The 24,416-nt window shown below is 64.8% G+C and carries 21 protein-coding genes and 1 tRNA gene; 8 read left to right on the top strand and 14 right to left on the bottom strand.

Annotation, left to right across the window (positions count from 1 at the left end; translation table 11 throughout):
• Positions 1–52: 52 nt before the first annotated feature.
• Entirely contained in the window at positions 53–337 is a 285-nt protein-coding gene (locus ABWP09_RS03025; protein ID WP_353203686.1) for a hypothetical protein, read from the bottom strand.
• A gap of 120 nt (positions 338–457) precedes the next feature.
• Here ABWP09_RS03025 and msrB point away from each other — a divergent pair, with 120 nt between their 5' ends.
• Complete coding sequence (gene msrB / locus ABWP09_RS03020; protein ID WP_353203685.1) at positions 458–949, top strand: peptide-methionine (R)-S-oxide reductase MsrB; 492 nt, start codon at positions 458–460, stop codon at positions 947–949.
• A gap of 139 nt (positions 950–1,088) precedes the next feature.
• Here the strand turns inward: msrB and ABWP09_RS03015 are convergent, their stop codons facing one another.
• Complete coding sequence (locus tag ABWP09_RS03015; RefSeq protein WP_353203684.1) at positions 1,089–1,637, bottom strand: CHAP domain-containing protein; 549 nt, start codon at positions 1,635–1,637, stop codon at positions 1,089–1,091.
• A 204-nt stretch (positions 1,638–1,841) separates the two neighbouring features.
• Between ABWP09_RS03015 and ABWP09_RS03010 the strand changes: the two genes are divergently transcribed.
• On the top strand, positions 1,842–2,291 hold the full coding sequence (locus tag ABWP09_RS03010; RefSeq protein ID WP_353203683.1) for a hypothetical protein: 450 nt from the start codon (positions 1,842–1,844) through the stop codon (positions 2,289–2,291).
• Here the strand turns inward: ABWP09_RS03010 and ABWP09_RS03005 are convergent.
• Positions 2,275–3,717: an MFS transporter gene (locus ABWP09_RS03005; protein WP_353203682.1), complete on the bottom strand. Its 1,443-nt coding sequence runs from the start codon at positions 3,715–3,717 to the stop codon at positions 2,275–2,277. The two genes, ABWP09_RS03010 and ABWP09_RS03005, sit on opposite strands and share 17 nt — an antisense overlap.
• Complete coding sequence (locus ABWP09_RS03000; RefSeq protein ID WP_353203681.1) at positions 3,714–4,547, bottom strand: SDR family NAD(P)-dependent oxidoreductase; 834 nt, start codon at positions 4,545–4,547, stop codon at positions 3,714–3,716. The genes ABWP09_RS03005 and ABWP09_RS03000 overlap by 4 nt, the downstream gene beginning before the upstream one ends.
• 147 nt (positions 4,548–4,694) lie before the next feature.
• Here ABWP09_RS03000 and ABWP09_RS02995 point away from each other — a divergent pair, with 147 nt between their 5' ends.
• Together ABWP09_RS02995 and ABWP09_RS02990 are read left to right on the top strand one after the other, a co-directional pair.
• Positions 4,695–5,840 (top strand): acyl-CoA dehydrogenase family protein, encoded by a 1,146-nt coding sequence (locus ABWP09_RS02995; RefSeq protein ID WP_353203680.1) that lies wholly within the window; start codon positions 4,695–4,697, stop codon positions 5,838–5,840.
• A gap of 151 nt (positions 5,841–5,991) precedes the next feature.
• Complete coding sequence (locus ABWP09_RS02990; RefSeq protein WP_353203679.1) at positions 5,992–6,780, top strand: SDR family oxidoreductase; 789 nt, start codon at positions 5,992–5,994, stop codon at positions 6,778–6,780.
• Between the two features lie 125 nt (positions 6,781–6,905).
• On the opposite strand, the gene ABWP09_RS02985 is transcribed toward ABWP09_RS02990, so the two are convergent.
• The 6 genes from ABWP09_RS02985 to ABWP09_RS02960 form a co-directional block, all read right to left on the bottom strand.
• On the bottom strand, positions 6,906–7,532 hold the full coding sequence (locus ABWP09_RS02985) for a retropepsin-like aspartic protease family protein (protein WP_353203678.1): 627 nt from the start codon (positions 7,530–7,532) through the stop codon (positions 6,906–6,908).
• Positions 7,533–7,576: 44 nt separating this feature from the next.
• Positions 7,577–8,872, bottom strand: coding sequence for a glycoside hydrolase family 130 protein (locus ABWP09_RS02980; protein ID WP_353203677.1), 1,296 nt, complete (start codon positions 8,870–8,872; stop codon positions 7,577–7,579).
• Between the two features lie 111 nt (positions 8,873–8,983).
• Positions 8,984–9,343, bottom strand: a complete 360-nt coding sequence (locus ABWP09_RS02975; RefSeq protein WP_353203676.1) for a response regulator — start codon at positions 9,341–9,343, stop codon at positions 8,984–8,986.
• Entirely contained in the window at positions 9,343–10,923 is a 1,581-nt protein-coding gene (locus ABWP09_RS02970; RefSeq protein WP_353203675.1) for an ATP-binding protein, read from the bottom strand. Before ABWP09_RS02970 ends, ABWP09_RS02975 begins: the two co-directional genes overlap by 1 nt.
• Before the next feature lie 72 nt (positions 10,924–10,995).
• Positions 10,996–13,254, bottom strand: a complete 2,259-nt coding sequence (locus ABWP09_RS02965; RefSeq protein ID WP_353203674.1) for an NADP-dependent malic enzyme — start codon at positions 13,252–13,254, stop codon at positions 10,996–10,998.
• A 54-nt stretch (positions 13,255–13,308) separates the two neighbouring features.
• A complete protein-coding gene (locus tag ABWP09_RS02960) occupies positions 13,309–13,683 on the bottom strand; it encodes a winged helix-turn-helix transcriptional regulator (protein WP_353203673.1) in 375 nt (124 codons plus the stop codon).
• A 233-nt stretch (positions 13,684–13,916) separates the two neighbouring features.
• On the opposite strand from ABWP09_RS02960, the gene mutS reads away from it, so the two are divergent.
• Positions 13,917–16,499: a DNA mismatch repair protein MutS gene (gene mutS, locus ABWP09_RS02955; protein ID WP_353203688.1), complete on the top strand. Its 2,583-nt coding sequence runs from the start codon at positions 13,917–13,919 to the stop codon at positions 16,497–16,499.
• On the opposite strand, the gene ABWP09_RS02950 is transcribed toward mutS, so the two are convergent.
• Both ABWP09_RS02950 and ABWP09_RS02945 read right to left on the bottom strand, forming a co-directional pair.
• Positions 16,460–17,167: a GNAT family N-acetyltransferase gene (locus ABWP09_RS02950; RefSeq protein WP_353203672.1), complete on the bottom strand. Its 708-nt coding sequence runs from the start codon at positions 17,165–17,167 to the stop codon at positions 16,460–16,462. The two genes, mutS and ABWP09_RS02950, sit on opposite strands and share 40 nt — an antisense overlap.
• Before the next feature lie 49 nt (positions 17,168–17,216).
• Positions 17,217–18,122 (bottom strand): ion channel, encoded by a 906-nt coding sequence (locus ABWP09_RS02945; RefSeq protein ID WP_353203671.1) that lies wholly within the window; start codon positions 18,120–18,122, stop codon positions 17,217–17,219.
• A gap of 75 nt (positions 18,123–18,197) precedes the next feature.
• Here ABWP09_RS02945 and ABWP09_RS02940 point away from each other — a divergent pair, with 75 nt between their 5' ends.
• A complete protein-coding gene (locus ABWP09_RS02940; RefSeq protein WP_353203670.1) occupies positions 18,198–20,942 on the top strand; it encodes a [protein-PII] uridylyltransferase in 2,745 nt (914 codons plus the stop codon).
• Between the two features lie 12 nt (positions 20,943–20,954).
• Positions 20,955–21,338, top strand: a complete 384-nt coding sequence (locus tag ABWP09_RS02935) for a VOC family protein (RefSeq protein ID WP_353203669.1) — start codon at positions 20,955–20,957, stop codon at positions 21,336–21,338.
• A 20-nt stretch (positions 21,339–21,358) separates the two neighbouring features.
• Here ABWP09_RS02935 and ABWP09_RS02930 read toward each other — a convergent pair whose 3' ends face one another.
• Positions 21,359–22,246, bottom strand: coding sequence for a hypothetical protein (locus ABWP09_RS02930; RefSeq protein WP_353203668.1), 888 nt, complete (start codon positions 22,244–22,246; stop codon positions 21,359–21,361).
• 97 nt (positions 22,247–22,343) lie between these two features.
• A tRNA-Tyr gene (locus ABWP09_RS02925) sits at positions 22,344–22,430 on the bottom strand.
• Positions 22,431–22,599: 169 nt separating this feature from the next.
• Here ABWP09_RS02925 and ABWP09_RS02920 point away from each other — a divergent pair.
• Positions 22,600–24,216, top strand: coding sequence for a M20/M25/M40 family metallo-hydrolase (locus ABWP09_RS02920; RefSeq protein WP_353203667.1), 1,617 nt, complete (start codon positions 22,600–22,602; stop codon positions 24,214–24,216).
• The last annotated feature ends 200 nt before the right edge of the window (positions 24,217–24,416 follow it).

Genomic DNA, 24,416 nt, shown 5'->3' with positions numbered 1-24,416 from the left:
AGCAACAGGGGAAGGCGCGAACCAGCGTCAAATCGACTGTGTAACGATCCGGTCAGTTGGGCTTGGACGCTGCCTCCGCCCCGATCGCTTCGCTCGCGCCCGGACACGCGCCATGCTCGCGCCCGGTGATCGCGGGCGGCGCTGCGCGCCCCATCGTCCAGTTCGCCTGCATCCGCACGCGCGGATTGGGCGCGCACCAGATTTCGCCGGTTTCGGTGATGGCGGTCACCCAGATAAGGTTGTGCTCCTGACCGTAATCGATCACGGCAAAGGCGTACCCGGCGCCCTTGTCGAGCACGTGGACGGGCAAGGGTGGATCGAGTTGCTGCATCGTCATCAGGCGGAATCGCTTGAAACCGCGACCGGTTCCCGCGCGGTGCATCTCTTGTGCAGGTCAGCGCGTAACTCTTGTTAACGCGACTGCGTATACTGTCCACAGCCCATAAGGACCGACCCGATGCAAGACCGCCGCGCTTTTCTGACCCTATCCGGACTCGGCGCTGCCGCCGTCGTCCTGTTCGGTTGCAAGGGCGCGACCGCCGCCGCGCCCGAAACGTTTGAACTGGTGCTGAGCGATGCCGCCTGGAAAAAGAAGCTGTCGCCCGCCGCGTACGGCGTGTTGCGCCACGAAAACACCGAAACGCCGTTCACCAGCCCGCTAAACGACGAGCATCGCGCGGGTATGTTTGCGTGCGCGGGGTGCGCGCTGCCGGTCTTCTCGTCGAAGACGAAGTTCGACAGCGGCACTGGCTGGCCAAGCTTCTGGGCGCCGCTTGCGGGTGCCGTGCGCACGCGCGTCGACTCGACGCTCGGCTTTTCGCGCACCGAAGTGCATTGCCGACGCTGCGGCGGGCATCTCGGCCATGTCTTTGACGACGGCCCAAAGCCGACCGGCAAGCGCTATTGCATGAACGGCGTGGCGATGACCTTTGCGCCGGGGAAGGCGTAAAGCCCTCCCCTTGTCATCCCCGCAATAGCTTTTGTCATCCGCGCGAAAGCGGGACCCAACTCCAGCGGCACGAGATGCGTCCCCGCTTTCGCGGGAAGGACACGGGTATGCAGGTAAAATTCTGTCCGGGTCGCGCTTGTCAGAAGCGCACGTCACCCAGATCGAGCGCGGCCATCACCACCGGTGCCATGGCGCCGCGTTCGATCAGGTCGTCGCCAGTCGCGCGGGACGGGACGCGGTCGGCATAGATGAAGCCCTTGGTCGGATAGGCAGAGGTTCCGAGGTCGCCCTGCGGGCCGTACCAGACCTTGACCAGGCTCCAATCGCCATTTTCGGAAATGTCGATCGCGCGGACATCGCGCTCAACCCCGCCGCGACGCGACCAATTGGCGTGCGTCAGCAGAACTTCACGGTCGCTCACCACTTCGCTGACCATCGCGACATGGCCGAGCCGCATCCGGCTAGTCGCGGCAAAGGCGAGCACCGCGCCGACCTTCGGCGCGTGGCCGCGGGCGTAGCGACCGGCGGCTTGGCCCCACCAGGTGTTGGCATTGCCGCGGATCTCGATCCCCGAAATCGTCCGCGCATAGGGCGCGCACTGCCAGAATTGCGCCATGGCGGGAGTCGCTGTCAGGAGCGCGCAGGAAACCACCAGCGCGAATCGCGCTGCCAAAGTACGGAATGTCATGGGACCCCCCAGAGGTCTTTTTGAACTCGTTAAATGTGTCAAAGCATCTCATAGCAGGCTTGAAAACCCCACCGGGCGCTTGGCGGAACGTTTTCCGACGAAGTGAGTTGAACGTACGATGGGTGACCATGGCAGCGCAGGGCGGTCGTACCTTTGGAGGATGCCCGCTCGCCAACCGCGATGTCCGGCGCTAAGAACCGATCCATGAAAAATCCCGCCCTGGTGTTCCTGCTGCTGCTCTCCGCGTGTTCGCGCGAGGGGATGCCCGCCAACAACGCCGAACTGTATCAAACGAATGCGATTGCGCTGACCCCGGGGGTGAGACCGGTTCGCATTGGCGAAGGTGGCCCCGCGTTCCGCGCGTGCGCCAGTATTGGCGAGGTGGTGAACTTGTCCCCCACGGGCGAACGCTATCTCCCGTTGCGCGCCGCGCCCTTTGCCGAAGCCGATGAAGTCGCGCAGTTGAACGAGGGATCGACGGTGTTCTTGTGTACGCGCTCGCTCGATCAGCGCTGGCAAGGCGTCGTCGTGCCGCCAGCCGATGCCCCGACCAGCGATTGCGGCGTCACCGCGTCGGTCGCGGGGCCGCGCGCCTATGACGGACCGTGCCGGTCGGGCTGGGTCTTGAGCGGCTTTGTCAGGCCGGCGGGGTAAGGCCACGGGCGAGGCGTACCTCATGCTCGGCACGGCCGAACGGAAAGCGCGCATAGAATAGGCCGGCCAGGCCGTACAAGCTGAGCTCCAGCATGATGAAAACCAAGGTCAGCCGGTCGATTGTGTCGACCGGCACGAGGCCGGGCTTGGCCCCTTGCGGGAAGGCGGCGAACGCCAGAATCGCGCTCGCCATGAAGATGCCGAGCCCGCCGACCAGTTTCTGCACGAAAAAGCCGCCCGCGAAGAACACGCCCTCGGAGCGTTTGCCGGTGCGCACTTCCGAATCCTCCACCACATCGGACAGCATCGCCGCGCCGAGAATGAAGGCCGAGACCCCGCACGCGGTGTTTGCCGAAAAAATCGTCAGCAGCAGCGGCAACAGATAGGGCGATCCGATCTCCGGAAACCAGCCGAGCAGCCGCAAGACATAGGGCAGGACCAGCAGCGACGCACTGGCGAAGGAGGCGATCATGCCGATTCGCGGCTTGTCCCCACCCTTGGTGAGCGCGGGCGCGAGGAAGAACGCGCCGATCGCACCGATCATCAGCGCGAGCGACAGCCAGTTATAGTCGCCCTGGCCGAACTGCCAGACGAACTGATACATATAGACCGACAGCGCGAACGACACGCCTTGCGCGGTGTACGCGAAGACCCCTGCCGCCATCAGGATCAGAAAACCGCGGTTCGACACGGTCCGGCGGAAATCGCGGAAATGCTCGGTAAAGGTCTCGGTCGATTTGGCGACCTTGGGCAAATACGCGATCTCGTGATGGAGCCCGAGCGAGGAGACGAGGATCGCGGTCGCCATCACCAGCGCCGCGACGAACGCCATGTGCGAATAGCCGTCGGCATTAAGCGTGCCGACCGGATGTGTCGCATCGGGCACCAGAAAGACACCATAGGCCAGCGCCAGCATCGCAAGGCCCCCGCCCCAGCCGAACAGATAGCGGTAGGAAAACAGCTTGGTGCGCTCGTCATAATCCGAGCTGAGTTCGGGGCCGAGCGCCGAGGATGGAATCTCGAATGCCGACAACGCGACGCGCACCAGCAGCGCGCTGCCGAAGACATAGACCAACGTCGCCGAATGCGACCAATGCGGCGGGTTCCATAGCAGGATCCAGCCGATCGCGACGGGAATCGCCGAGGCATACATCCACGGATGCCGCCGCCCCCAGCGCCCGCGCGTGTGATCCGACAAATAGCCGACCAAAGGATCGACAAACGCCTCCACCATCAACGCCGCCATGATCGCGAGCCCGACCTGGCTCGCCGGCAAGCCGACGACCTGATTGTAGAAGAGCAACAGGAACGTCGCGAAGCCGCTGTCCTTCACGCCGTACGCGATCGACCCGAGCCCGAACGAAAAGCGGCTGCGCGCGCCCAGTTTGCGGGGTGCCGGGATGGCGAGCGTGCCGCCCGCGCTCATTGCGCAAACGCCTCCAGCGCCGAAAACATCGTGGGGGCGTTCGGATCCCAGCTGTGGCGCGGGCCGATCGTCATGCCGCCGTCGACGACGATATGTGTCCCCGTCACGAAACTCGCATCCGCGCTCGCCAGATAGGCAACCGCAGCGGCGATATCATCGGGCGATCCGGCGCGTTGCAGCGGCTGGGCCTGCGCCGCCAACTGGCCGATCATGCCATTGGCGGCATCGCGTTTCTCGCCCGAAATGCCGAGCGACGCGGTGAAGATGTTGGTGGTGATGAAGCCCGGGCACACGGCATTGACGCGGATATTGTGCTGCGACAGGTCAGCCGCCGCCATGGTGGTGAGGTGCAGCACGCCCGCCTTCGCGACCGAATAAGCGGTCGGCGCGGCACCGGTTTGGAGCGCAGCGATAGAGGCGGTGTTGACGATCGCTCCGCCCGTCCCGCGTGCGATCATCAAGGGCGCGGCATAGCGGATGCCCATCGCGACCGAGCGCAGCAACAAATTCTGCGTGCGGTCCCAATCCTCGGCGCTGATCGCGTCGATCTTCTCGCGCGCGCCGCCCGCGCCAGCATTGTTGAACACCACGTCGATCCCGCCCGCCGCATCGACCGCGTGCATCAACGCGGCGATGTCGGCGACCTGCATCACATCGGTGCGCACGAAGTGGATGCGGCCATTCGAGGCTTCGGCGAGCGCCTGCCCGTTTGGAACATCAATGTCGCCAATCCAAACTTCGGCGCCTTCGGACTCCAATCGCAGCGCGGTCGCGCGCCCGATCCCCGATGCGCCGCCCGTGACGACGGCACGCTTCCCCGCAAACCGCATGTTACTCTCCTAATCTTTTTTGGCACCTTAGTACGGCAGAACGCGCGGTCAATGCGAGGGACGGGAGCATTTTTGGAATTTCGGGTTTGCGAGCGCGGCGCAGATCGGGCATCGCGACGTAAGACCCGAACCAACGGATAGACTCGCATGGCCCTAGACCCGGAAACCTTCGACGCGCTGATCGACACGGTGCGCCGCTTCGTCGCCGAACGCCTCCGCCCACTCGAAGCCGCGGTCGAGGAGGCCGATGCGATCCCCGCCGATGTGGTGCAGGAAATGCGCGCGCTCGGGCTGTTCGGCCTGTCGATCGCCGAGGAATATGGCGGGCTTGGTCTGACCATGCTGGAGGAAGCCAAGGTCGCGATCGAGCTGGGGCGGACGACGCCGGCGTTTCGCTCGACCTTTGGCACCAATGTCGGGATCGGCTCGCAGGGGCTCGTCATGGCGGGGTCGCCCGAGCAGAAGGCCGCGTGGCTACCGAAAATCGCGAGCGGCGAGATCATTACCAGCTTTGCGCTGACCGAGCCTGATGTCGGATCGGATTCGGGTGCGGTAAAGACTCGCGCGGTGTTCGACGGACAATCGTACCGGCTGAGCGGCACGAAGCGCTACATCACCAATGCCGACAAGGCCGATCTGTTCACGGTGATGGCACGCACCGGCGACGACCCCGGCGCGCGCGGCGTCTCCGCCTTTCTGGTGCCGCGCGATCTCGCCGGGGTCAGCATCGGCGAGCCCGAAAAGAAGATGGGGCAAAAGGGCGCCAAGGTCGCCGACGTCAATTTCGACGAGGTCGTGGTGCCGGCGGAAAACCGGTTGGGCGCGGAGGGCGAAGGCTTCAAGATCGCGATGCGCGTGCTCGATCGCGGGCGCTTGCACATCTCGGCGGTGTGTGTCGGCGTCGCCGAGCGCCTGATCGCCGACTGCGTTGCCTATGCGACGACACGTACGCAGTTCGGCAAGCCGATCGCCGAGCATCAATTGATCCAGGCGATGATCGCCGATTCGAAGACCGAATCGCTGGTTGCGCGCGCGCTCGTGCTCGAAACCGCGGCGGCAAAGGATGCGGGCAAGGACGTCGTGATGGAATCAGCGGCGGCAAAATATTATGCGTCCGAAATGGTCGGGCGCGTGGCCGACCGCGCCGTGCAAATCTTTGGCGGCGCGGGCTATATCGCCGATTACGGGATCGAGCGGCTGTACCGCGACGTGCGGCTGTTCCGGATTTATGAAGGCACCAGCCAGATCCAGCAAATCATCATCGCGCGCGAGACGATCAAGCGGGGGGGATGAGAGTTTCTCCCTCTCCCCGCTGGCGGGGAGAGGGACCTAAGCTCCCCTCCCGTTTACGGAAGGGGATGTAGCGTCCCAGACCCGATCAACAGGCCCTCCCCCAGCCCCTCCCGCGAGCGGGAGGGGAGCAAAAAGAAGAAGGAGAGAATTTATGGACACCACCACCTTATTCCGTCTCGACGGCCGTATCGCACTCGTCACCGGCGGCTCGCGCGGGATCGGCAAGATGATCGCGGCGGGCTTTATCGCGCAGGGCGCGACGGTCTACATCTCGGCCCGCAAGGCCAACGCGTGCTTCGAAACCGCCAAGGAACTCGGCGAGAAGTGCATCGCGTTGCCGCAGGACGTCTCGACCGTCGCGGGCTGCAAGGCGCTCGCCGCGCAGCTTGCCGAACATACCGACCGGCTCGACATTCTCGTCAACAACGCCGGCGCCGCGTGGGGCGAGCCGTTCGAGGCGTTCCCCGAAAAGGGCTGGGACAAGGTCATGGACCTCAACGTCAAGTCGCCCTTCTTCCTGACGCAAGCGCTGCATGGACCACTCAAGGCCGCCGCGAGCGCGGGCCAGCCTGCGAAGGTGATCAACATCACCTCGATCGACGGCCAGCGGCTCAACCCGTGGGAGACGTATAGCTATCAGGCGTCGAAGGCGGCGTTGATCTATCTGACCAAGCGCATGGCCGCACGGCTGGTGACCGACCATATCAACGTCACCTCGATCGCACCGGGTGCCTTTGCCAGCGAGATGAACAAGGCGGCGCGCGACCATGGCTCGGCGATCGCACAGAGCATCCCGGCCAAGCGCATCGGCGTGGACGAGGATATGGCGGGTGCGGCGATCTATCTCGCCAGCCGCGCGGGCGATTATGTGATCGGCGATACGATCACCGTCGATGGCGGGCTGGTCCATGCGGCGCTGGGAACGAGCATCGACGCGTAGGGTGACGTGCTCCCCTTCCTGGAAGGGAGGGGCTGGGGGTGGGTCGGCTCGTTTTCGAACGCTGTACCCGCCTCATACCAACCCACCCCCGACCCCTCCCTTCCAGGGAGGGGACGCATCCTGGGTTATACCCGCGCCCCCTGCGGATGATGCGGCTGAAGGATGAGGACGCCATCCTCGACCCGCCACGACTTCAGGCGCGAGAGGAAATTCATCCCCAGCACGTTCATGTCGCCGAATGCGGGCGAGACGACGACGGGCAGGTCGCGCGCGACGACGTTACCGATGCGCAGTTCCGGCGCGACCGCCACCTGCGCGGTGACCGATCCGTTGGCGGTCTGCATCACCACCGGCATCAGGCTAGCGTTGGGCTCGATCCCGGCTTGCGCTGCGGTATCGGCCGAAATTGCGGTGACCGTCGCCCCGCTGTCGACAAGCATCCGCCGTTCGATGTTGCCGAGTTTCACGCGCACCCAGAAATGCCCGTCGGATGCGATTGGCACGCGCATTTCCCTGCCGACGACCTGCTGCCCGCCAAGCGAGAAGCGCTGCGCCACCGACGCGAACGTCGGGTCGAACTGCGCGCGCTCCGCAACAAGCAGCGTGACGATCACAATCGCCCCCGCCGTCACCGCGAAGGATAGCAACCGTCCCAATACCGGAATGCGCCGCGCGAGGAGCATGGTCGCAACGACACCCGCAATCAGCAGATAGAGCGGGCCTTGGGGGCCGAGATCGGGGAGCGCGTCCATGACTCAGATATAGGCGCGCCCGCACCTTTATGAAGGCTGACCGGCTATTCCATCGCGGCGAGCAGCCGATCGACGGTCGTCGACGCGAAGCCCGTGAAATTGTCCGCCACGCCGTATGGCAGCAGGATGTCGCGCCCGACCGCGAGCGCGCCGCAGCTATAGACGACGTTGGGGACATAACCGTCGCGCTCGGCCGGACTGGGCATCAGGATCGGTTCGGGTGTGCGCGCCAGCAGTTTCGACGGATCGGCCTTGTCGAGCAGGCACGCGCCGACACAGTAATTGCGCACCGTGCCAACGCCATGGGTGAAGACGAGCCAGCCTTCGTCGACCTCGATCGGCGAGCCGCAATTGCCCATCTGCACGAACTCCCACGGGTAGCGCGGGGATACGATCTTTCCGCCGCCCGCCCAGTGGAGAATGTCGTCCGAACGGTGCAGCCAGATGCTTTCGCTATCCTGCCGCCCGAGCATGACGAACTGACCGCCGACGCGGCGCGGGAACAGCGCCATGCCCTTGGCGCCCGCCGCATCGCCCGTCAGCGCGCGCATTTCGAAGCTGTGAAAGTCCTTGCCCGACAGCAATTCGGGCCGCGCGTCGGCGCCGCTGAACGCGGTGTAGGTGCCGTGATACATTGTCGAGCCGTCATCATCGGTAAACAAAACAAGCCGCAGATCCTCGATCCCCTGACGTTGGCTCGTCAGCACCGGGAACAGCACCGTCTCCGAAATCTCGTGCGCACCGCCGCAATGCAGGTGGACAACCGCCCCGGCGTCGACGCTTGTCCCCTCGATGATCGGCGGGACCGCGACGAGGCTCGGCGGATCGATCGTCAGCGTGGATCCCGGCGTCCAGCTGCCGGTGCGGAACGCGACCGAGGAGACATGGCCCTCCCCGATCCCGCGCAACGACAGCACGAAGCGCACGCCGCCGTCGGGTGCGCGCGATTGATCGGGCGCGAGCACTGCGCTCGGGTTGAACAAGGCGGCGGCTTCGTACGAAAATTCCGCGCTGAAATAGGCGCCGATCAAGCGCTTTTGGTCCTCGCGCGCGGTCGGCGGCGCGGGCAGAGCAGCTGCAACCTCGGTATAGCGCCGCAGCAGCATCGCATCGACATCGCGGTGCCTCGCGTCGAGCGAGTCGACGATTCGCGCCTGCGCGACCGCCAGCGCCGCATCGTCGAGCGACAGGATCCGAGCGACGATCGCCGCGACGCGGCTATGCCCGACGCCCCGGAATTTCTCGGGGTATTCAAGATCGAACGGGCGCACCACCGTGCGCGCGGGATCGGGCCGCAGGATGATATCGTAATGGTCGAGCACCGAAGTGACGTCTGGCATCGTGGAACCACCCCCCGCATGACAATGGTGCCTGCACCGCCTGAACGAGCCATACCGCCAAAAGGTTCGTCGGTTTGGTGCGCTCCAGAGTGGTATCGTGCGCGGCGATCGCTACGCCAGGCACTCGAGCTCGGCGATGAGCACCGCGATTTCGAACGGTTTTTCCAGGACGACCGCGGCGCCTGCGTCGATCGCCTCGCGCCGGATCATCGCATCGGTGTGGCCAGACACGAGAATGATCTGCAACGACGCGCCGCGATCGCGCAAGCGGCGGGCCAGCGAAATTCCGTCCAGGTCAGGCATGCGGATATCGGATATCAGAATCCCGCCTGCCGCTTCGGACCATTGTTCAAGGAAGGCGGTGGCCGACCCGAAGCCGGTGACATTGTAGCCGAGGATTTCGAGCACATAGCATAAGGACCGAAGGGTCGGTTCATCATCATCGATGACATAGATCGAAGTGTCGGGCATTATACGGCGGCTTCCTGCGGCGCGAGCGGAAGGGAGAACGAAAAGGTCGAGCCGATGTGCGGGTTGGTGTCGCCGCGGATCGTGCCGCCATGCGATTCCACGATGGTTCGGGACAAAGACAGGCCCACACCCATGCCCTTTGTCCCCTTGGTGCTTTTGAACGGTTCAAACAGGATAGCGCGGGTCGCATCGGTAAAGCCGGAGCCGGCATCCTCCACCGATACGCAAGCGCGCGACTGGGCATCCCGACCGGTGCGAATGGTGATCGTGTTTCTGCCCTGCGCCGAAGTCGATTCGATCGCGTTGCGCACAAGATTGACGACAACCTGCTGAATTTCAATCTTGTCCATCCCCGCAAAGATGTCGCGCGATTCGTGCTCGATCACGGTCTGGATATTGGCGTCATCCGAACCCAGCAATGCAAGCCGGCACGCGTCGTCCACGACGGCTGCCACGCTTTCGGATTGCCTGATCCTGTCGCCGCCCGAAACGAACGCGCGCAAGCGGCGGATGATGTCGCCGGCGCGCAACGATTGTTCGCGCGCAAGTTCGACCGGCTTGAGCGCAGGATGGACAGGCGTATCGCGCTGGAGCGCGATCTTGACGCCCTCCAGATACATCGAGATCGCGCCGAGCGGTTGATTGAGTTCGTGCGCCAACGCGCTTGCCATATCGCCCATGGCGGACACGCGTGACGTCTGGTTGATCTGCGCCTCTGCGCGCTTCCGGTCCGTAATATCGAGCGACATGCCAACCACGCCGCGCACAACCCCCGACGTATCGCGCAAGGGACGCTTGGTCGAAAGGAAGATCCGGGTCCCCGTGGTGGGATGATCGACGAGTTCCTCGGCTTCCTGCACGCGATCGGTCTCCAACACCCGCCGATCGTTTTCCATGACGATCGCTGCCTGCTGCTTGTCGTCCAGAAACTCCAGATCGGTGCGCCCCTGCACCGCCGCCCACGGTTTCCCGATAACTTCGAGCGTGGTTTGGTTGGCCATCGTTACGCGGCCCGAAAGATCCTTCGCGTAAATCAACCCTGGAATGGAATTGATCACTGCCTCGAGCAGACTGTCGGTCTGCGCGAAATTTTGCTCGGCCTCGTACAATTCGTCTTCCGTGGCGCGCACGCGGAGCGCGAGTTCGGCGCGGGCTGCGCTGAGCTCGGCCAGGGTGACGCGGTGCTGGTCGATTTCCTCTTGTAGCTTCTTGGGCGAGGGCAAGACCACGAGTTGCGGAACGACCATCAGCACCCGAAACGCCGTCATAACCGCAAAGGCCGCCGTCGCTGCCTTCAGCCAGCCTTCGACAACATAAAACGGATACCATACCGTCAGGATACTCACGACATGGGTAAAGCCGCACAAGACGATGAACGCCGCGAACGAGATGGCGGCCGAACGCTGCCCCGGTTCAAGGCCATCCCGACGCCTGACGAAACTCAAGATTCCAAACGGGATGACGAAATATGCCGCCGCGATCAGCCCATCCGATGCGACGTGCAGGAACACCGGCTCAGGCCGCCAAAGCTGGTACAAGCCGTGCGTCATGAACGTCTGCAGTCGGTCGAACCACCCCATGTCACGCTAACTACTCTACGCGGGAATCATCAGCAAGAAACGTAGGTTTAGATAGCGTCGGCAGATCAAGGCTCAGCGCGCGATTCCGCCCGCCGCGAGCACCGCGAGCGTCACCAGCTCGCTCGCCGTGCTCGTCATCGGCGCAATCTGGACGCTTTTCTCCATGCCGATCAGCATCGGCCCGATCACCGCATCCCCGCCCAGCTCGCGCAGCAATTTGGCCGAGATATTGGCCGATTGCAGCCCCGGCATGATCAGCACGTTCGCCGGACCCGACAGCCGCGCGAACGGATAATTGGCGAGCTGCTTGGGGTTGAGCGCGACGTCGGGCGCCATTTCGCCTTCATATTCGAAGCTGACCTTGCGCGCATCGAGCACCTTTACTGCCGCGCGAATATCGTCGAGCCAATTGCCCTCGGGATTGCCAAAGGTCGAATAACTCAAAAAAGCAACGCGCGGTTCGTGGCCCATGCGCTTGGCGACCAGCGCGGTCCCCTCGGCGATATCGGCCAGCTCCTCGGCATTGGGCCGCTCGTTGATCGTGGTGTCGGCCATGAACACGGTGTGCGTCTGCCCGACCATCAAATGAATGCCGAACGGGGTGCGCCCGGCCTCGGGATCGATCACTTTGCGGATCTCGCGCATCGTGTGCGCATAGGTGCGCGTGATGCCGGTGATCATCGTGTTGGCTTCGCCAAGCTGCAGCATCACCGCGCCGAAGATGTTGCGATCCTGGTTGATCATCCGCTCGCAATCGCGCCGCAAATAGCCGCGGCGTTGCAACCGACCATAAAGAAAATCGACCATCCGCGGCACCAGCGGCGAATTGCGGCTGTTGTGCAGTTCGTAGCTTTCGGGATCGGTGACACCCAAGGCACGCAGCCGATCGGGCACGTCGTCGCGCCCGACCAGCACGGGCGTGCCGTAACCACCATCCTTGAAGGCGATCGCCGCGCGCAGCACCACTTCTTCCTCGCCTTCGGCAAACAGCACGCGCTTGGGGTGTGCGCGCGCGCCTTCATAAGCGAGCGTCAGCACCGACGTGGTCGGGTTGAGCCGCGCCTTCAATTGCTGGCGATAGGCTTCAAGATCGAGGATCGGCTTGGTCGCGACCCCCGAATCCATCGCGGCCTTGGCGACTGCCACCGGCACGATTTCCATCAGCCGCGGATCGAACGGCGCGGGGATGATGTATTCTGGGCCGAAGGTGTGGCGCACGCCGTAAGCGACCGCGACTTCCTCGGGCACTTGCTGGCGCGCAAGCGCGGCGAGCGCTTTGGCGGCGGCGATCTTCATCTCGTCATTGATCGTCGTCGCGCGCACGTCGAGCGCGCCGCGGAAGATGAACGGGAAGCCGAGGACGTTGTTGACCTGGTTCGGATAGTCCGACCGCCCGGTCGCGATAATCGCGTCGGGGCGCGCCGCGCGCGCCTCGGGCGGGGTGATCTCGGGATCGGGATTGGCCATCGCGAAGATGATCGGTTTTGGTGCCATCTTGAGCAAATCCGAGGCAGGAAGCGCGCCCGCTGCCGACAGGCCGATAAACACATCCGCGCCGTCGAGCGCCTCGGTCAGCGTGCGCTTGGTGGTGTTCACCGCATGCGCCGACTGCCACTGATTCACATTTGCGCGGCCCTGATAGATGATGCCGGTCCGGTCGATCATCGTCAGTTGGTCGCTCGGCAGACCCATCGCCTTGATCAGCTCAGCGCAGGCAATCGCTGCCGCACCCGCGCCGTTCATCACGACCTTAGTGTCCTTGATGTCGCGCCCGGTCAGGAACAGCGCGTTGATCAGGCCCGCCGCGCAAATGATCGCGGTGCCGTGCTGGTCATCATGGAACACCGGAATGTTCATCCGCGCGCGCAGCGCCTGTTCGATGATGAAGCATTCGGGCGACTTGATGTCCTCAAGATTGATGCCGCCAAAGCTTGGCTCCATCAACTCGATCGCATCGATCAGCCGGTCGGCATCTTCGGTCTTCAGCTCGATATCGATCGCATCGACATCGGCGAAGCGTTTGAACAGAACCGCCTTGCCCTCCATCACCGGCTTGGCCGCGAGCGCGCCGAGATTGCCGAGGCCCAGGATCGCGGTACCGTTGGAAATGACCGCGACGAGGTTGCCCTTGGCGGTGTAATCATAAGCGAGGCTCGGATCAGCAGCGATGGCGAGCACGGGCACCGCGACACCGGGCGAATAAGCCAGCGCGAGATCGCGCTGCGTCGCCATCGGCTTGGACGCGATGATCTCGATCTTGCCGGGCCGTCCCTCGGAATGGAACAGCAGCGCCTCGCGCTCAGAAAATTGGACGTTGGAGTCTTCGGACATGGGGCCTCCTGTAGCGAGCTGCCTTAAGCAGAGATGGCGGCGATGGGAACGTCCCTAATCGCCGCTACGGGTATCGTAATGCCGCCGCGATGCGGCGATGCGGTCGACATTGTGCGCCGCCCACACCCAAACGCCGCGGAACGCCTCGGCCAAACTGACGCCGAGATCGGTCAAGCGATACTCGACCTTTGGGGGAATCACCGGGTGGATCGTGCGGATAACAAGCCCGTCACGTTCGAGCTGGCGCACCGTCTGGGTGAGCATTTTCTGGCTGATCCCGGTCGCCAGGTGCGCCAGCTTCGAGAAGCGCAGCTCGCCATGCTCGGACAGCACGTCAAGCACCATCATCGTCCATTTGTCCGCCACGCGCCCGATCACATCGGTGAGGCGCGGGTCGAGACCGGCGGGATAGTCGCGCAAGACGGCCATAGTGGTTTCCTCGGGGTAAGTACCATATGTTTTGGCACCTACTTCCTAATAGTAACCGATAATGTCTCTCCTGTCCATCCTTGCCTGACATGAGACGCCCGCAGCATAATCGCCGGCCGCGGCGCGGACTGCGCTCGCGGTTGCTTTGCTCGACGCGCCCGATTGACGCAGTTTCCTTTCGGGCGCGCGAGCGGTATCCGGCTGGGATGACGCTCGTCCCCGCCCCCACCCCGATGATGGCGCAATATCTGGCGCTGAAGGCCGAAGCGCGCGATTGCCTGCTCTTCTACCGGATGGGCGATTTCTTCGAATTGTTCTTCGATGACGCGAAGATTGCCGCCGCCGTGCTCGACATCGCGCTGACCGCGCGCGGCGAGCATGACGGCGCGCCGATCCCGATGTGCGGCGTGCCGGTCCATGCCGCCGATGCGTATCTCGCGCGGCTGATCAAGGCCGGACACCGCGTCGCCATCGCCGAACAGACCGAGAGTCCCGCTGAGGCCAAGAAACGCGCCGGCAAGACGCTCGTGTCGCGCGCGATCGTCCGCGTGGTGACGGCGGGGACGCTGACCGAGGAGGCTCTGCTCGATGCCCGCACCGCCAATTGGTGCGTCGCGATCGGCGAGGCAGGCGGCGGCGTGGCCGTGGCGGCGGCGGACATTTCGACCGGACGTTTCGAGCTGATCGAATGCGATGCAGCGGGGCTCGGCGCGGAGCTGGCGCGCCTTGCACCCGCCGAGACGATTGCGTCGGAAGCGACCGCCTTTGGCGAGGCGGCGACGATGCTTCGTCCAAAGACCGAGTTCGACAGTGCGCGCGGCGAAGTGCGGCTGCGCGATCTGTACGGCGTCGCGACGCTGGACGGGTTCGGGCAGTTCAGCCGCGCCGCGCTGGCGGCGGCGGGCGGTCTGGTCGCCTATCTCGATCATACCGCCAAGGGCGCTATTCCGTTCCTGCGCCCGCCGCGTTTGCAACAGGCGGCGCAGCAAATGGCGATCGACGCCGCGACGCGCGAGAGTCTGGAGCTGACGCAAACCACGACCGGCGCGCGCAAGGGCAGTCTGCTCGACGCGGTCGACCGTACCGTGACCGCGGCGGGCGCGCGCTTGCTCGCCGCCGATATCGGCGCGCCGCTGATGGATCGCAGCCGGATCGAGGCGCGGCTCGATCTGGTGACGTTGCTCGCCGAGGATTCGGGGTTGCGCGAATCGCTGCGGGGAACGCTGCGGAGCCTGGCCGACATTGGCCGCGCGCTCGGGCGGCTCGCGGCGGGGCGGGGATCCCCGCGCGATCTCGGGCAACTCCGCGACGGGCTCGACGGCGCATGGCGGCTCGGCGAACGGCTCGATAAGATTGACCGGCCCCCTGCCCTGCTCGCCGAGCTCGCGCCGGCACTGCGCGGGCATGGCGCGCTGATCGACCTGCTGACGCGCGCGCTCGTCGCCTCGCCGCCGATCGATGCGTCGGATGGCGGTTACATCGCGCCGGGCTATGACGCAGCACTCGACGATCTGCGCGATGCCGGTGCCGGTGGGAGGCGCGCGATCGCCGCGCTTGAGGCCGAGTATCGCACGCGGACCGGCGTTGCCGCGCTGAAAATCCGCCATAACGGCGTGCTCGGCTATCATATCGAGGTCGCCGCGCGCTTTGCCGATGGGTTGATGAAGCCCGACAGCGGCTTCACCCACCGCCAGACCATGGCGGGCGCCGTGCGCTTCAACGCGCCCGAACTGCATGAGGTCGCGGCCAAAGTGACACAGGCGGGCGCGCATGCGCTGGCGGCGGAGGCCGCCCATCTTGAGGATTTGATCGAAGCCGCGCTCGACCGGCGCGAAAGCGTCGCCGCGACCGCCGATGCGCTGGCACGGCTCGATGTCGCGGGGAGCCACGCCGAGCGCGGATGCGAGGGCGGCTGGGCGCGGCCGGTGTTGGTCGATCACGCCTGTTTCGAGATCACCGGCGGGCGGCATCCCGTGGTCGAGGATGCGCTGGCAAAACGCGGCGAACGCTTCGTCGCGAACGATTGTCGCCTGTCGGAGCAGTCGCGGCTGTGGCTCGTCACCGGCCCGAACATGGGCGGTAAATCGACCTTCCTGCGGCAGAATGCGGCGATCGCGGTGCTGGCGCAGGCGGGCAGCTATGTCCCCGCGACCGCCGCCAAATTGGGGCTGGTCGACCGGCTGTTCAGCCGCGTCGGTGCGTCGGACAATCTCGCGCGCGGGCGATCGACCTTCATGGTCGAGATGGTCGAGACCGCCGCGATCCTGGCGCAAGCGACGCCGCGCAGCTTCGTCATCCTTGACGAAGTCGGGCGCGGCACCTCGACCTATGATGGCCTTGCGATCGCGTGGGCGGTGGTCGAGGCGATCCATGACGACAATCGCTGCCGCTGTCTGTTCGCGACGCATTATCACGAGCTGACGCGGCTCGCCGAACGTTGCGACGCGCTGACGCTGCACCATGTCCGCGCGCGCGAATGGAAGGGCGAGCTGGTGCTGCTGCACGAGGTGAGCGAAGGCACGGCCGACCGCAGCTATGGCCTTGCCGTCGCGCGGCTTGCGGGGCTGCCGCCTGCGACGATCGCCCGCGCGAAAGCGGTGCTGGCGAAGCTGGAGGCCGGGCGCGCCAAGACCGGCGGGCTCGCGGCGGGGCTCGACGACTTGCCCCTGTTCGCCGCCGCGATGGAAACGGCGGAAGCGGAATGCGATGGCATTCGCGCCGAGGTCGAGGCACTCGATGTCGATGCGCTCACGCCACGCGAGGCGCTCGAAACGCTCTATCGGCTGAAGGCATTGTCGCGCGACAGCACGGTGTAGGTCATCGTCGCGCGATACCGGAAGCCGAGCGCTTCATACAGGCCCCGCGCCGGGTTGTCGGGGTAGCAATGCAGGAACGCCGCCTCGCCCTGGGCGAGGATCGGCGCTATCACGGCCTCCATCAGTGCGCGCCCAAGGCCGCGGCCCTGATAGTCGGAATGGGTGCAGACCGCACTCACCTCGGTGAACCCCGGCGGTCGCATGCGCTGCCCTGCCATCGCGATCAACTGCCCCGCCTCGTACACGCCGATATAGTCGCCCTGGCGATAGGTCTCGGCAAAGAAAGGGCCGGGCACGGTCAGCGCGGTTAGCGCCAGCATCGCGGGGACATCGGCCGCGCCCAAGGCGACATGCGGAACTTGCCGATTCCGCGCGTCGAGGCGGGTAAGCACCATCTGGTCGATCGGCGTGGCCGAGACAATTCGTGTCCCCGGCACGGTGGCATGCGGCGTGGCCTCGACCAGACCCATCGTCGCACTGTCCGGCAAATCGGCGGCAAAGCCCGCAAGCGCCGCAAGACTCGCCGGCGATTGATCCGCGCCCGCCGCAAACAGATTGACCGCCGGGCGGAAGCGCACTGCGTGGCGGTCGCCGAGCGCCAAATCCGCCTGCCGGGTGGTAAGCGCATTCCACACGGGACGGTCGAGTGGATGGTGGCGATCGGTCATGCCGCGCTCCAACCATTCCCGCGTGGGCAGGTCATCCCGAATCCTGCGACTAAACTATCAGGGCTTCGTCGACCTCCAACAGCGCCGCACCAGCCGGAACGCTCGCCACCGTGTCGTGCAGCCGTCGCAAATCGAGATGCGTCACGCCATTCTCGTCGCTGATCACATCGACGAATTCATGGTCGATGCGCACGTCCTCGCGCCCATAGCGTTTCCCGCCCAGCGACTGGCTGGCGAGCAGCGTGTCAATCCCGCCGACCGACAGCGTCAGCATGAAACGGTCGGCCGGGGTGTCAAGCGCGGCCAGCACCGGGCTGTCGTCATCGAGCAAATGCACCAACGTCCAGGCAAGCCCGAGCATCGGGTTCTGGCTGCGCACCAGCGGCAGCTCGGTCAAGCGGCGGAAGGTGCGGCCGTCGCTCTGGTGGATCGTTTCGAGCCAGCTCAATTGCGCAGTAACCTCCGCGAGCGGGCGCGAGCGTTTCGAGGCGACGCGGACCATCAGCGCGCGGCGCCCGAGATAGCGGCCGATCACCGCGACGTCGCTGAAGATCAGGCTCTCGCGCGGCCGGGCGAAGCGCGCAAAGATGAGGCCCGTAATCGTCGCCGAGAAGAACAGCCCGATCAAAATCTCGACCGCCGCAATCGCGTGGCCGAGCCGCGTGACGGGTGCCATGACGCCGTAGCCGACCGTACCGAGCGTATCGACCGAGAAAAAGAAACCGTCGATCACCGACCCGGGTTCCATCGTCCCGATCGCGCCGGGGAGCAACGCGTAGATGCTTCCGAACACCAGATTGATCGCGACGAAACTCGCCGAGACGAGCGCGACGAACCACGGCCAGCTCATCTCCATCACCCAATAATAGAGATCAGCATAAGGCGACGGCGCACCCGTTTTTACCGCGGGGAAGCCACCCATCTGGATGATCTGGCGGCGGGGCGGTCTGGCCATGACGCGAACCTTGTCGATCCGACCGGACGCGTCAAGCGGGGTGACGGATCGCACCACACGCCCTATCTCCCTGCAATGTCCTCCCGCTTCGACTCCGTTCCCCAGCGCCGTGCGATCATTGACCGGCGCGGCCTTGCCGATACGCTCGCCGCGCTTGAGGGCGACAAGGCCGCGTTGCGCGCGGGTGCCACCGCCGTGCTTAAAGCCGGGCTGGAGGCGGGACGCGCCGAGATTGCGCGGCGCTTGATCGAACATCCCTCACGCGGGCTGGAGATAGCGGCCGCGCAGGCGTTTTTGACCGATCAATTGCTGCGGCTGATCTACGATTTCACCGTCCAGCGGCTGTATCCCAACGGCAATCCGACGGCGGCGGAACGGCTGACGATCATCGCGGTCGGCGGCTATGGGCGCGGCGAGATGGCGGCCTATTCGGATCTCGATATCGGGTTTCTCACGCCGTGGAAGCAGACCGGCTGGACCGAGCAAGTGATCGAGACGATGCTCTATGCGCTGTGGGACCTCGGGCTGAAAGTCGGCCATAGCAGCCGCTCGCTCGACGAAATGGTGCGCCAGGCAAAAAGCGACGTGACGATCCGTACCGCCCTGCTCGAGGCGCGCTACGTGTGGGGCGACACCGCGCTGTACGAAGAGGCGGCGCGGCGCTTCAAGAGCGAGGTGCAAGCCGAAACCGCGCGCCAATTTATCGCCGACAAACTCGCCGAGCGCGACGTGCGCCACAAGAAGATGGGCGACACGCGCTACGTCGTCGAACCCAACGTCAAGGAAGCCAAAGGCGGCCTGCGCGATCTGCACACGCTCTTCTGGATCGGCAAATATGCCTATAATGTCAGCGAACCCGCGCAATTGGTCGAGGCGGGCCTGCTCAGCCGCGACGAGTATCGCCAATTCCACCGCGCCGAGAATTTCCTGTGGGCGGTGCGGTGCCACCTCCACGCCATTTCCGGGCGCGCCGAGGACCGGCTGACCTTCGATTTGCAGCGCGAAATTGCCGAGCGGATGCGCTTTGCCGACCGGCCCGGCAAATCCAAGGTCGAGCGCTTCATGCACTATTATTTCCTGCAGGCGCGCACCGCAGGGGATTTGACGGGGGTTTTTCTTGCGCATCTCGACCAGAAGTTTGCCGCGCGCGGACGGCGTTTCGGGCTGCCGATGTTGCGACGTGCACCGCGCAAGCTGAACGGTTTCGTGGTCGAACGCGGCCGCCTGGCGATCCCAAGCGACGATTTCTTCCGCGTCAAACCGGTGCGCTTGCTCGAACTGTTCGCGCTGGCCGACAAGCACGGTCTCGAAATCCATCCGCTGACGATGCGGGCGGCGGCGCGTGATGCGAAGCTGGCCGACGACATAAGGCAGGACCCGAGCGCCAACGCGCTGTTCCTCGATGTCCTGACCTCGCCCCGCGACCCCGAAACCGTGCTGCGCTGGATGAACGAAGCCAGAGTGTTCGGCCGCTTCGTGCCCGATTTCGGCCGCGTTGTCGCGCAGATGCAATTCGACATGTATCATCACTACACCGTCGACGAACATACGATCCGCGCGATCGGCCTGCTCAGCCAGATCGAGCGTGGCGACCTTGATGCCGATCATCCGCTCTGCTCGGCCGTGCTCAAGCAAATCGTGTCGCGCCGTGCGCTGTACGTCGCGGTGCTGCTGCACGACATCGCCAAAGGCCGCGGCGGCGACCATTCGGTGCTCGGCGCGGAGGTTGCGCATCGTCTTGCCCCGCGCTTCGGCCTGTCGCCTGCCGAGACCGAGACGGTCGCCTGGTTGGTGCGCGCGCATTTGCTGATGTCGGCCACCGCGTTCAAGCGCGACCTGTCGGACTTCAAGACGATCCTCGATTTCGCCGAGATTGTGCAAAGCCCCGAGCGGCTGCGCTTGCTGCTGGCGCTGACCGTCGTCGATATTCGCGCGGTCGGGCCCGGCGTGTGGAACGGATGGAAGCGGCAATTGCTGTCCGACCTCTACGAATCCGCCGAGGAAGTACTGCGGCTGGGGCACAAGCAGCGCGGGCGCGGCGAGCGCATCGCCGCGAAGCAGGAAGCGTTGCAGGCGATGCTCGGCTGGGATGCGGCGGCGTTCGAGCACCTCATCCGGCGCTTGCCCGAACCCTATTGGGTCGCCGAGCCCGACGACGTCATCGCGCGCAATGCGCAACTGATCGCGGACGCCGGGGAGGCGCAGCTATCGATCGCCGCGCAAGTCTATCCCGAACGCGGGGCAACCCTTGTCACCATCTATGCCGCCGATCATCCGGGGCTGTTCTACCGGATCGCCGGCGCGATCAGCGTGGCGGGCGGCAACATCATCGATGCGCGGATCCACACCACGCGCGACGGCATGGCGCTCGACAATTTCCTGGTGCAGGATCCGTACGGCCGCCCGTTTGCGGAGGCGGCGCAGCTCGCGCGGTTGAAGCACGCGATCGAGGATGCGCTCGCCAATCGCGGCAAGATGATCGACCGGCTGATGGCGAAACCCCTCCCCCGCCCCCGCGCGGAGGCGTTCGCGATCGCGCCCAACGTACTGATCGACAATAAGGCCTCCAACCGCTTCACCGTGATCGAGATCAACGCGCGCGACCGGCCGGCTTTGCTCCACCAACTGGCGCACGCACTGTTCCAGTCGAAGGTCACGATCCATTCGGCGCATGTCGCGACGTACGGCGAGCGCGCGGTCGATACCTTCTATCTGACCGATCTGACCGGCGACAAAATTGCGGCCGCCACGCGGCTAAAGACGATCGAACGGCGCTTGCTTGGCGCGGCGGCAGGTGAGAGGATGACCGACGCAGCCTGAGGGGGACGCGACATGCCGGTACTCGGAATTGGCGGACTGTTTTTTCGCAGTAACGATCCCGAGGCGCTATCGGCGTGGTACAAGACCCATCTCGGCATCGGCGCGGGCTGCGTTTCGACCCCCGGTGCGACGCCCGACGAATGGTCGTGGGAGACGCAAGGCGGGCCGGTCGTGTTCGCGCCGTTCAAGGCCGACACCGATTATTTCGCCGCCGACAAACAGTTCATGCTCAATCTGCGCGTGTCGAAAATCGACGCGCTGATCGCGGCGCTGCGAGCGGCGGGGATCGCCGTTGAAACCAAAGCCGAATGGGACGACCCGAGCATCGGCACATTTGCGCGCACCCACGATCCCGAGAGCAATGCCATCGAATTGTGGCAGCCGCCCGCCGCCTGAGGCAAGCGCAGATTTCCGTTTTATTCCTGTAACTTAAGCGCTTCGTCCGCCCCGCCCCCACCGGGCGGCCCGGCCGTCGTCGCACGCCTCGTTCGGACCCGCTGCGACGCGCAAATAGCGCGCACGCGCTTCGGCAAAAACTGCTTTAGATCAATATTTTGTGGGTGATCAGAGGGCGGGCCGCGCGGCTGTTGATTTCCGTTGAGAGTTGACCCGGGAGGCGCCTCCCTCGGCTTGCGCTCTTTGACGTACAGATCAAACAATTCGGTGATGGTCGGGCCTCTGTCAGCCTTTGCCGCAGTTGACTCCTGCCAACGGGGGAGTCTGTCTGGCACGGCATCGGTGGACCAATCGCCGCGCGCTCGGCTCACCATCAATCCTGCGAATTGCATCGATAGCCCAGCCATCTCCTGCAGTACCCTGTCGGTGGTCTCGGAGGTGAGCCTAAGCCCCCGGCTTGCCAAGAGCGACACGGCTTCCTTACGGACCCATGGCGACACCCGCAGGGGCAGCGCCTCGGCTTCCTCAGCGGTCATGTCATATGTCTCTGTGGTCTCGTCGGGAATGGCCTCATCCTGCATGGCCTCCCAGCCCTCGGCATCGCCGGGGTTGGCTTCATATCGGCCCTTCAGGTCGTCATACCAGACCCCCGCGAGCGCCCGACAGTCCCGTTGAGAGAGGGCCATGGCGGTGGTCGCCTCCGACGGCGCAGCGATAAGCCTCAGGGAAGCGATGCGGTTCTCGATCCCAGCCAGCCAAACGGCCATGGTGGCCTTGGCCTGTCCGGCGGTCAGCGCCGCATCCCAAGTGCGCTTGACCTCCCTCTGCCCGAACGCAGCCCGCACGTCCGCAGGGACGACCTTCTGAGCAGCCCAGCGGCCTGATGTGTTGCGAGTGAGTCGTGCCATCCTGACCGCCATGTGTACCGCTTTTTTGTACCAGAGCCAGTAGCGGGGCCGCAGAAATCAGCCACAATCCCGGAGTTCTGCGACTCTCGGTACATGTTGGTGGACAGGGTAGGGTTCGAACCTACGTAGGAGAAACTCCGGCAGATTTACAGTCTGCTGCCTTTAACCACTCGGCCACCTGTCCATCAGGCCCGCTTCCCGAAAAGCGAGGTGTGCCAATGCCGACCGCACCGCGCCATGTCAACGGATAACACCAACCCCTTGAACCCGATCGCTGCACCCCGCCCTTGCACGCGCGCCGCGCGGCGCATACCGACGGCGGCATGATCGCTTTTTCATCCGGGGGTTCCGCCATGCGTCGTTTCCTGCTTCTCGCCACCGCTGCTGCCGTGACGCTCAGCGCAACGCCGCTTGCCGCACAGTCGGTCGACCGCACGCAGACCGCGCGGATCATCGACGAAGGCACGACGCACAGCGAAGTGATGCTGACCGCGCAGCATCTCGCCGACACGATCGGCCCGCGGATGACCAATTCGCCCGCAATGCGGCTGGCCGAGGCATGGACGCAGACCAAGTTCGCCGAATGGGGCCTGAAGAACATCCACAAGGATGCGTTCGATTTCGGACGCGGCTGGTCCATCGTCTCCTCCAGCGTGCGGATGGTGTCGCCGCGACCGGTGCAGCTGACCGCGATCCCGATCGCCTGGACCCCCGGAACCAACGGCACGATCTCGGCACCCGTCATCATCGCGCCGATCACGCGCGAGCGCGATTTCGATAAGTGGCGCGGCAAGCTGTCGGGCAAGATCGTGCTGGTCACGCTGCCCGATTCCGGCTCCGAACCCGCCGAGCCCGCGTTCAAGCGCTATACCGGCGAGGAGCTCGCCAAGCTCGACCAGTATCAGCAGCCGACCTATGATCCCGAAGCCGCCGACCGGCGGATGAAGCGGCTTGATTTCGCCAAGAAGCTCGACGCCTTCCTGAAAGTCGAGGGCGCGGTCGCGATGGCGACGATGGCGTATCGCGACGGCAAATTGGTCAGCGGCGAGGGCTATACCTTCGGCGTCGGCGACACGCCTGCGCTCCCCGGCGTGCAGATCGCGGCGGAGGATTACCGACGGCTCGCGCGGCTCGCCAAGATCGGCCCGGCCCCGACTGTAGAAATCAACAGCGACGTGCGTTTCGACGATAGCGACCGCAATGCGTACAACATCATCGCCGAGGTTCCGGGGACCGACCCCAAGGCCGGCTATGTGATGGCCGGCGCGCATCTCGATTCGTGGGTGGCGGGCGATGGTGCCGCCGACAATGGCGCGGGATCGGCAATGGTAATGGAAGCCGCACGGATCATCGCCAAGACCGGCATCCGCCCCAAGCGGACGATCCGCTTCGCTTTGTGGGCGGGCGAGGAACAGGGGCTACTCGGCTCGCTCGCTTACGTCGAAAGCCATCTCGCGACGCGCGGCAGCCCGAGCGACCCCAAGCTCAGCGGTCTCGCGCTGTATCAGGGCTGGTCGAACCGCTGGCCGATCACCCCCAAGCCCGGCTGGGGCGATCTCGCGGCCTATTTCAACCTCGACAATGGTGCGGGCAAGGTGCGCGGCATCTATGTCGAGAACAATCCCGCGGTCGTGCCGATCTTCCGCGAATGGCTCAGCCCGTTCGCGCCGATGGGGGCGAAGGACGTGGTGATCCGCAAGACCGGCGGCACCGACCATGTCTTCATGCAGGCGGTCGGTGTGCCCGGATTCCAGTTCATCCAAGACCCGCTCGATTACGACAGCCGCGTCCATCATTCGGGAATCGACACGTTCGATCACCTGAGAGGCAATGACATGCGCCAGGCGTCGATCATCCTCGCGTCGTTCCTGGTCAATGCAGCCAATGCCGACAAGGCCCTGCCCCGCCCACCTTTGCCTACCAAGCCGGTCACGACCGACCCCTTCGCGTATTCGGATGAGGAAGAATAATGGCTCGACCACCCTTCTCCGTTCGCCCTGAGCCTGTCGATTGGCAGCTCTCAACACGTAAGACCGCGCCTGTTGCGGACGGTGCTTCGACAACCCCGGATCTAGCCCGGGGACGAACGGTACTTTGGTCGATTAAGGATTACGCATAATGGCACGTCGCGGACATCGCCCGTCACAGGCACCGGCCGGTCGCCCCCGCT

Origin of the sequence: Sphingomonas sp., from assembly GCF_040398505.1 — a bacterium.
Lineage (GTDB): Bacteria > Pseudomonadota > Alphaproteobacteria > Sphingomonadales > Sphingomonadaceae > Sphingomonas.
Note: the sequence above shows the minus strand (reverse complement) of the source record. Positions and strands in the feature narration are given on the sequence as shown.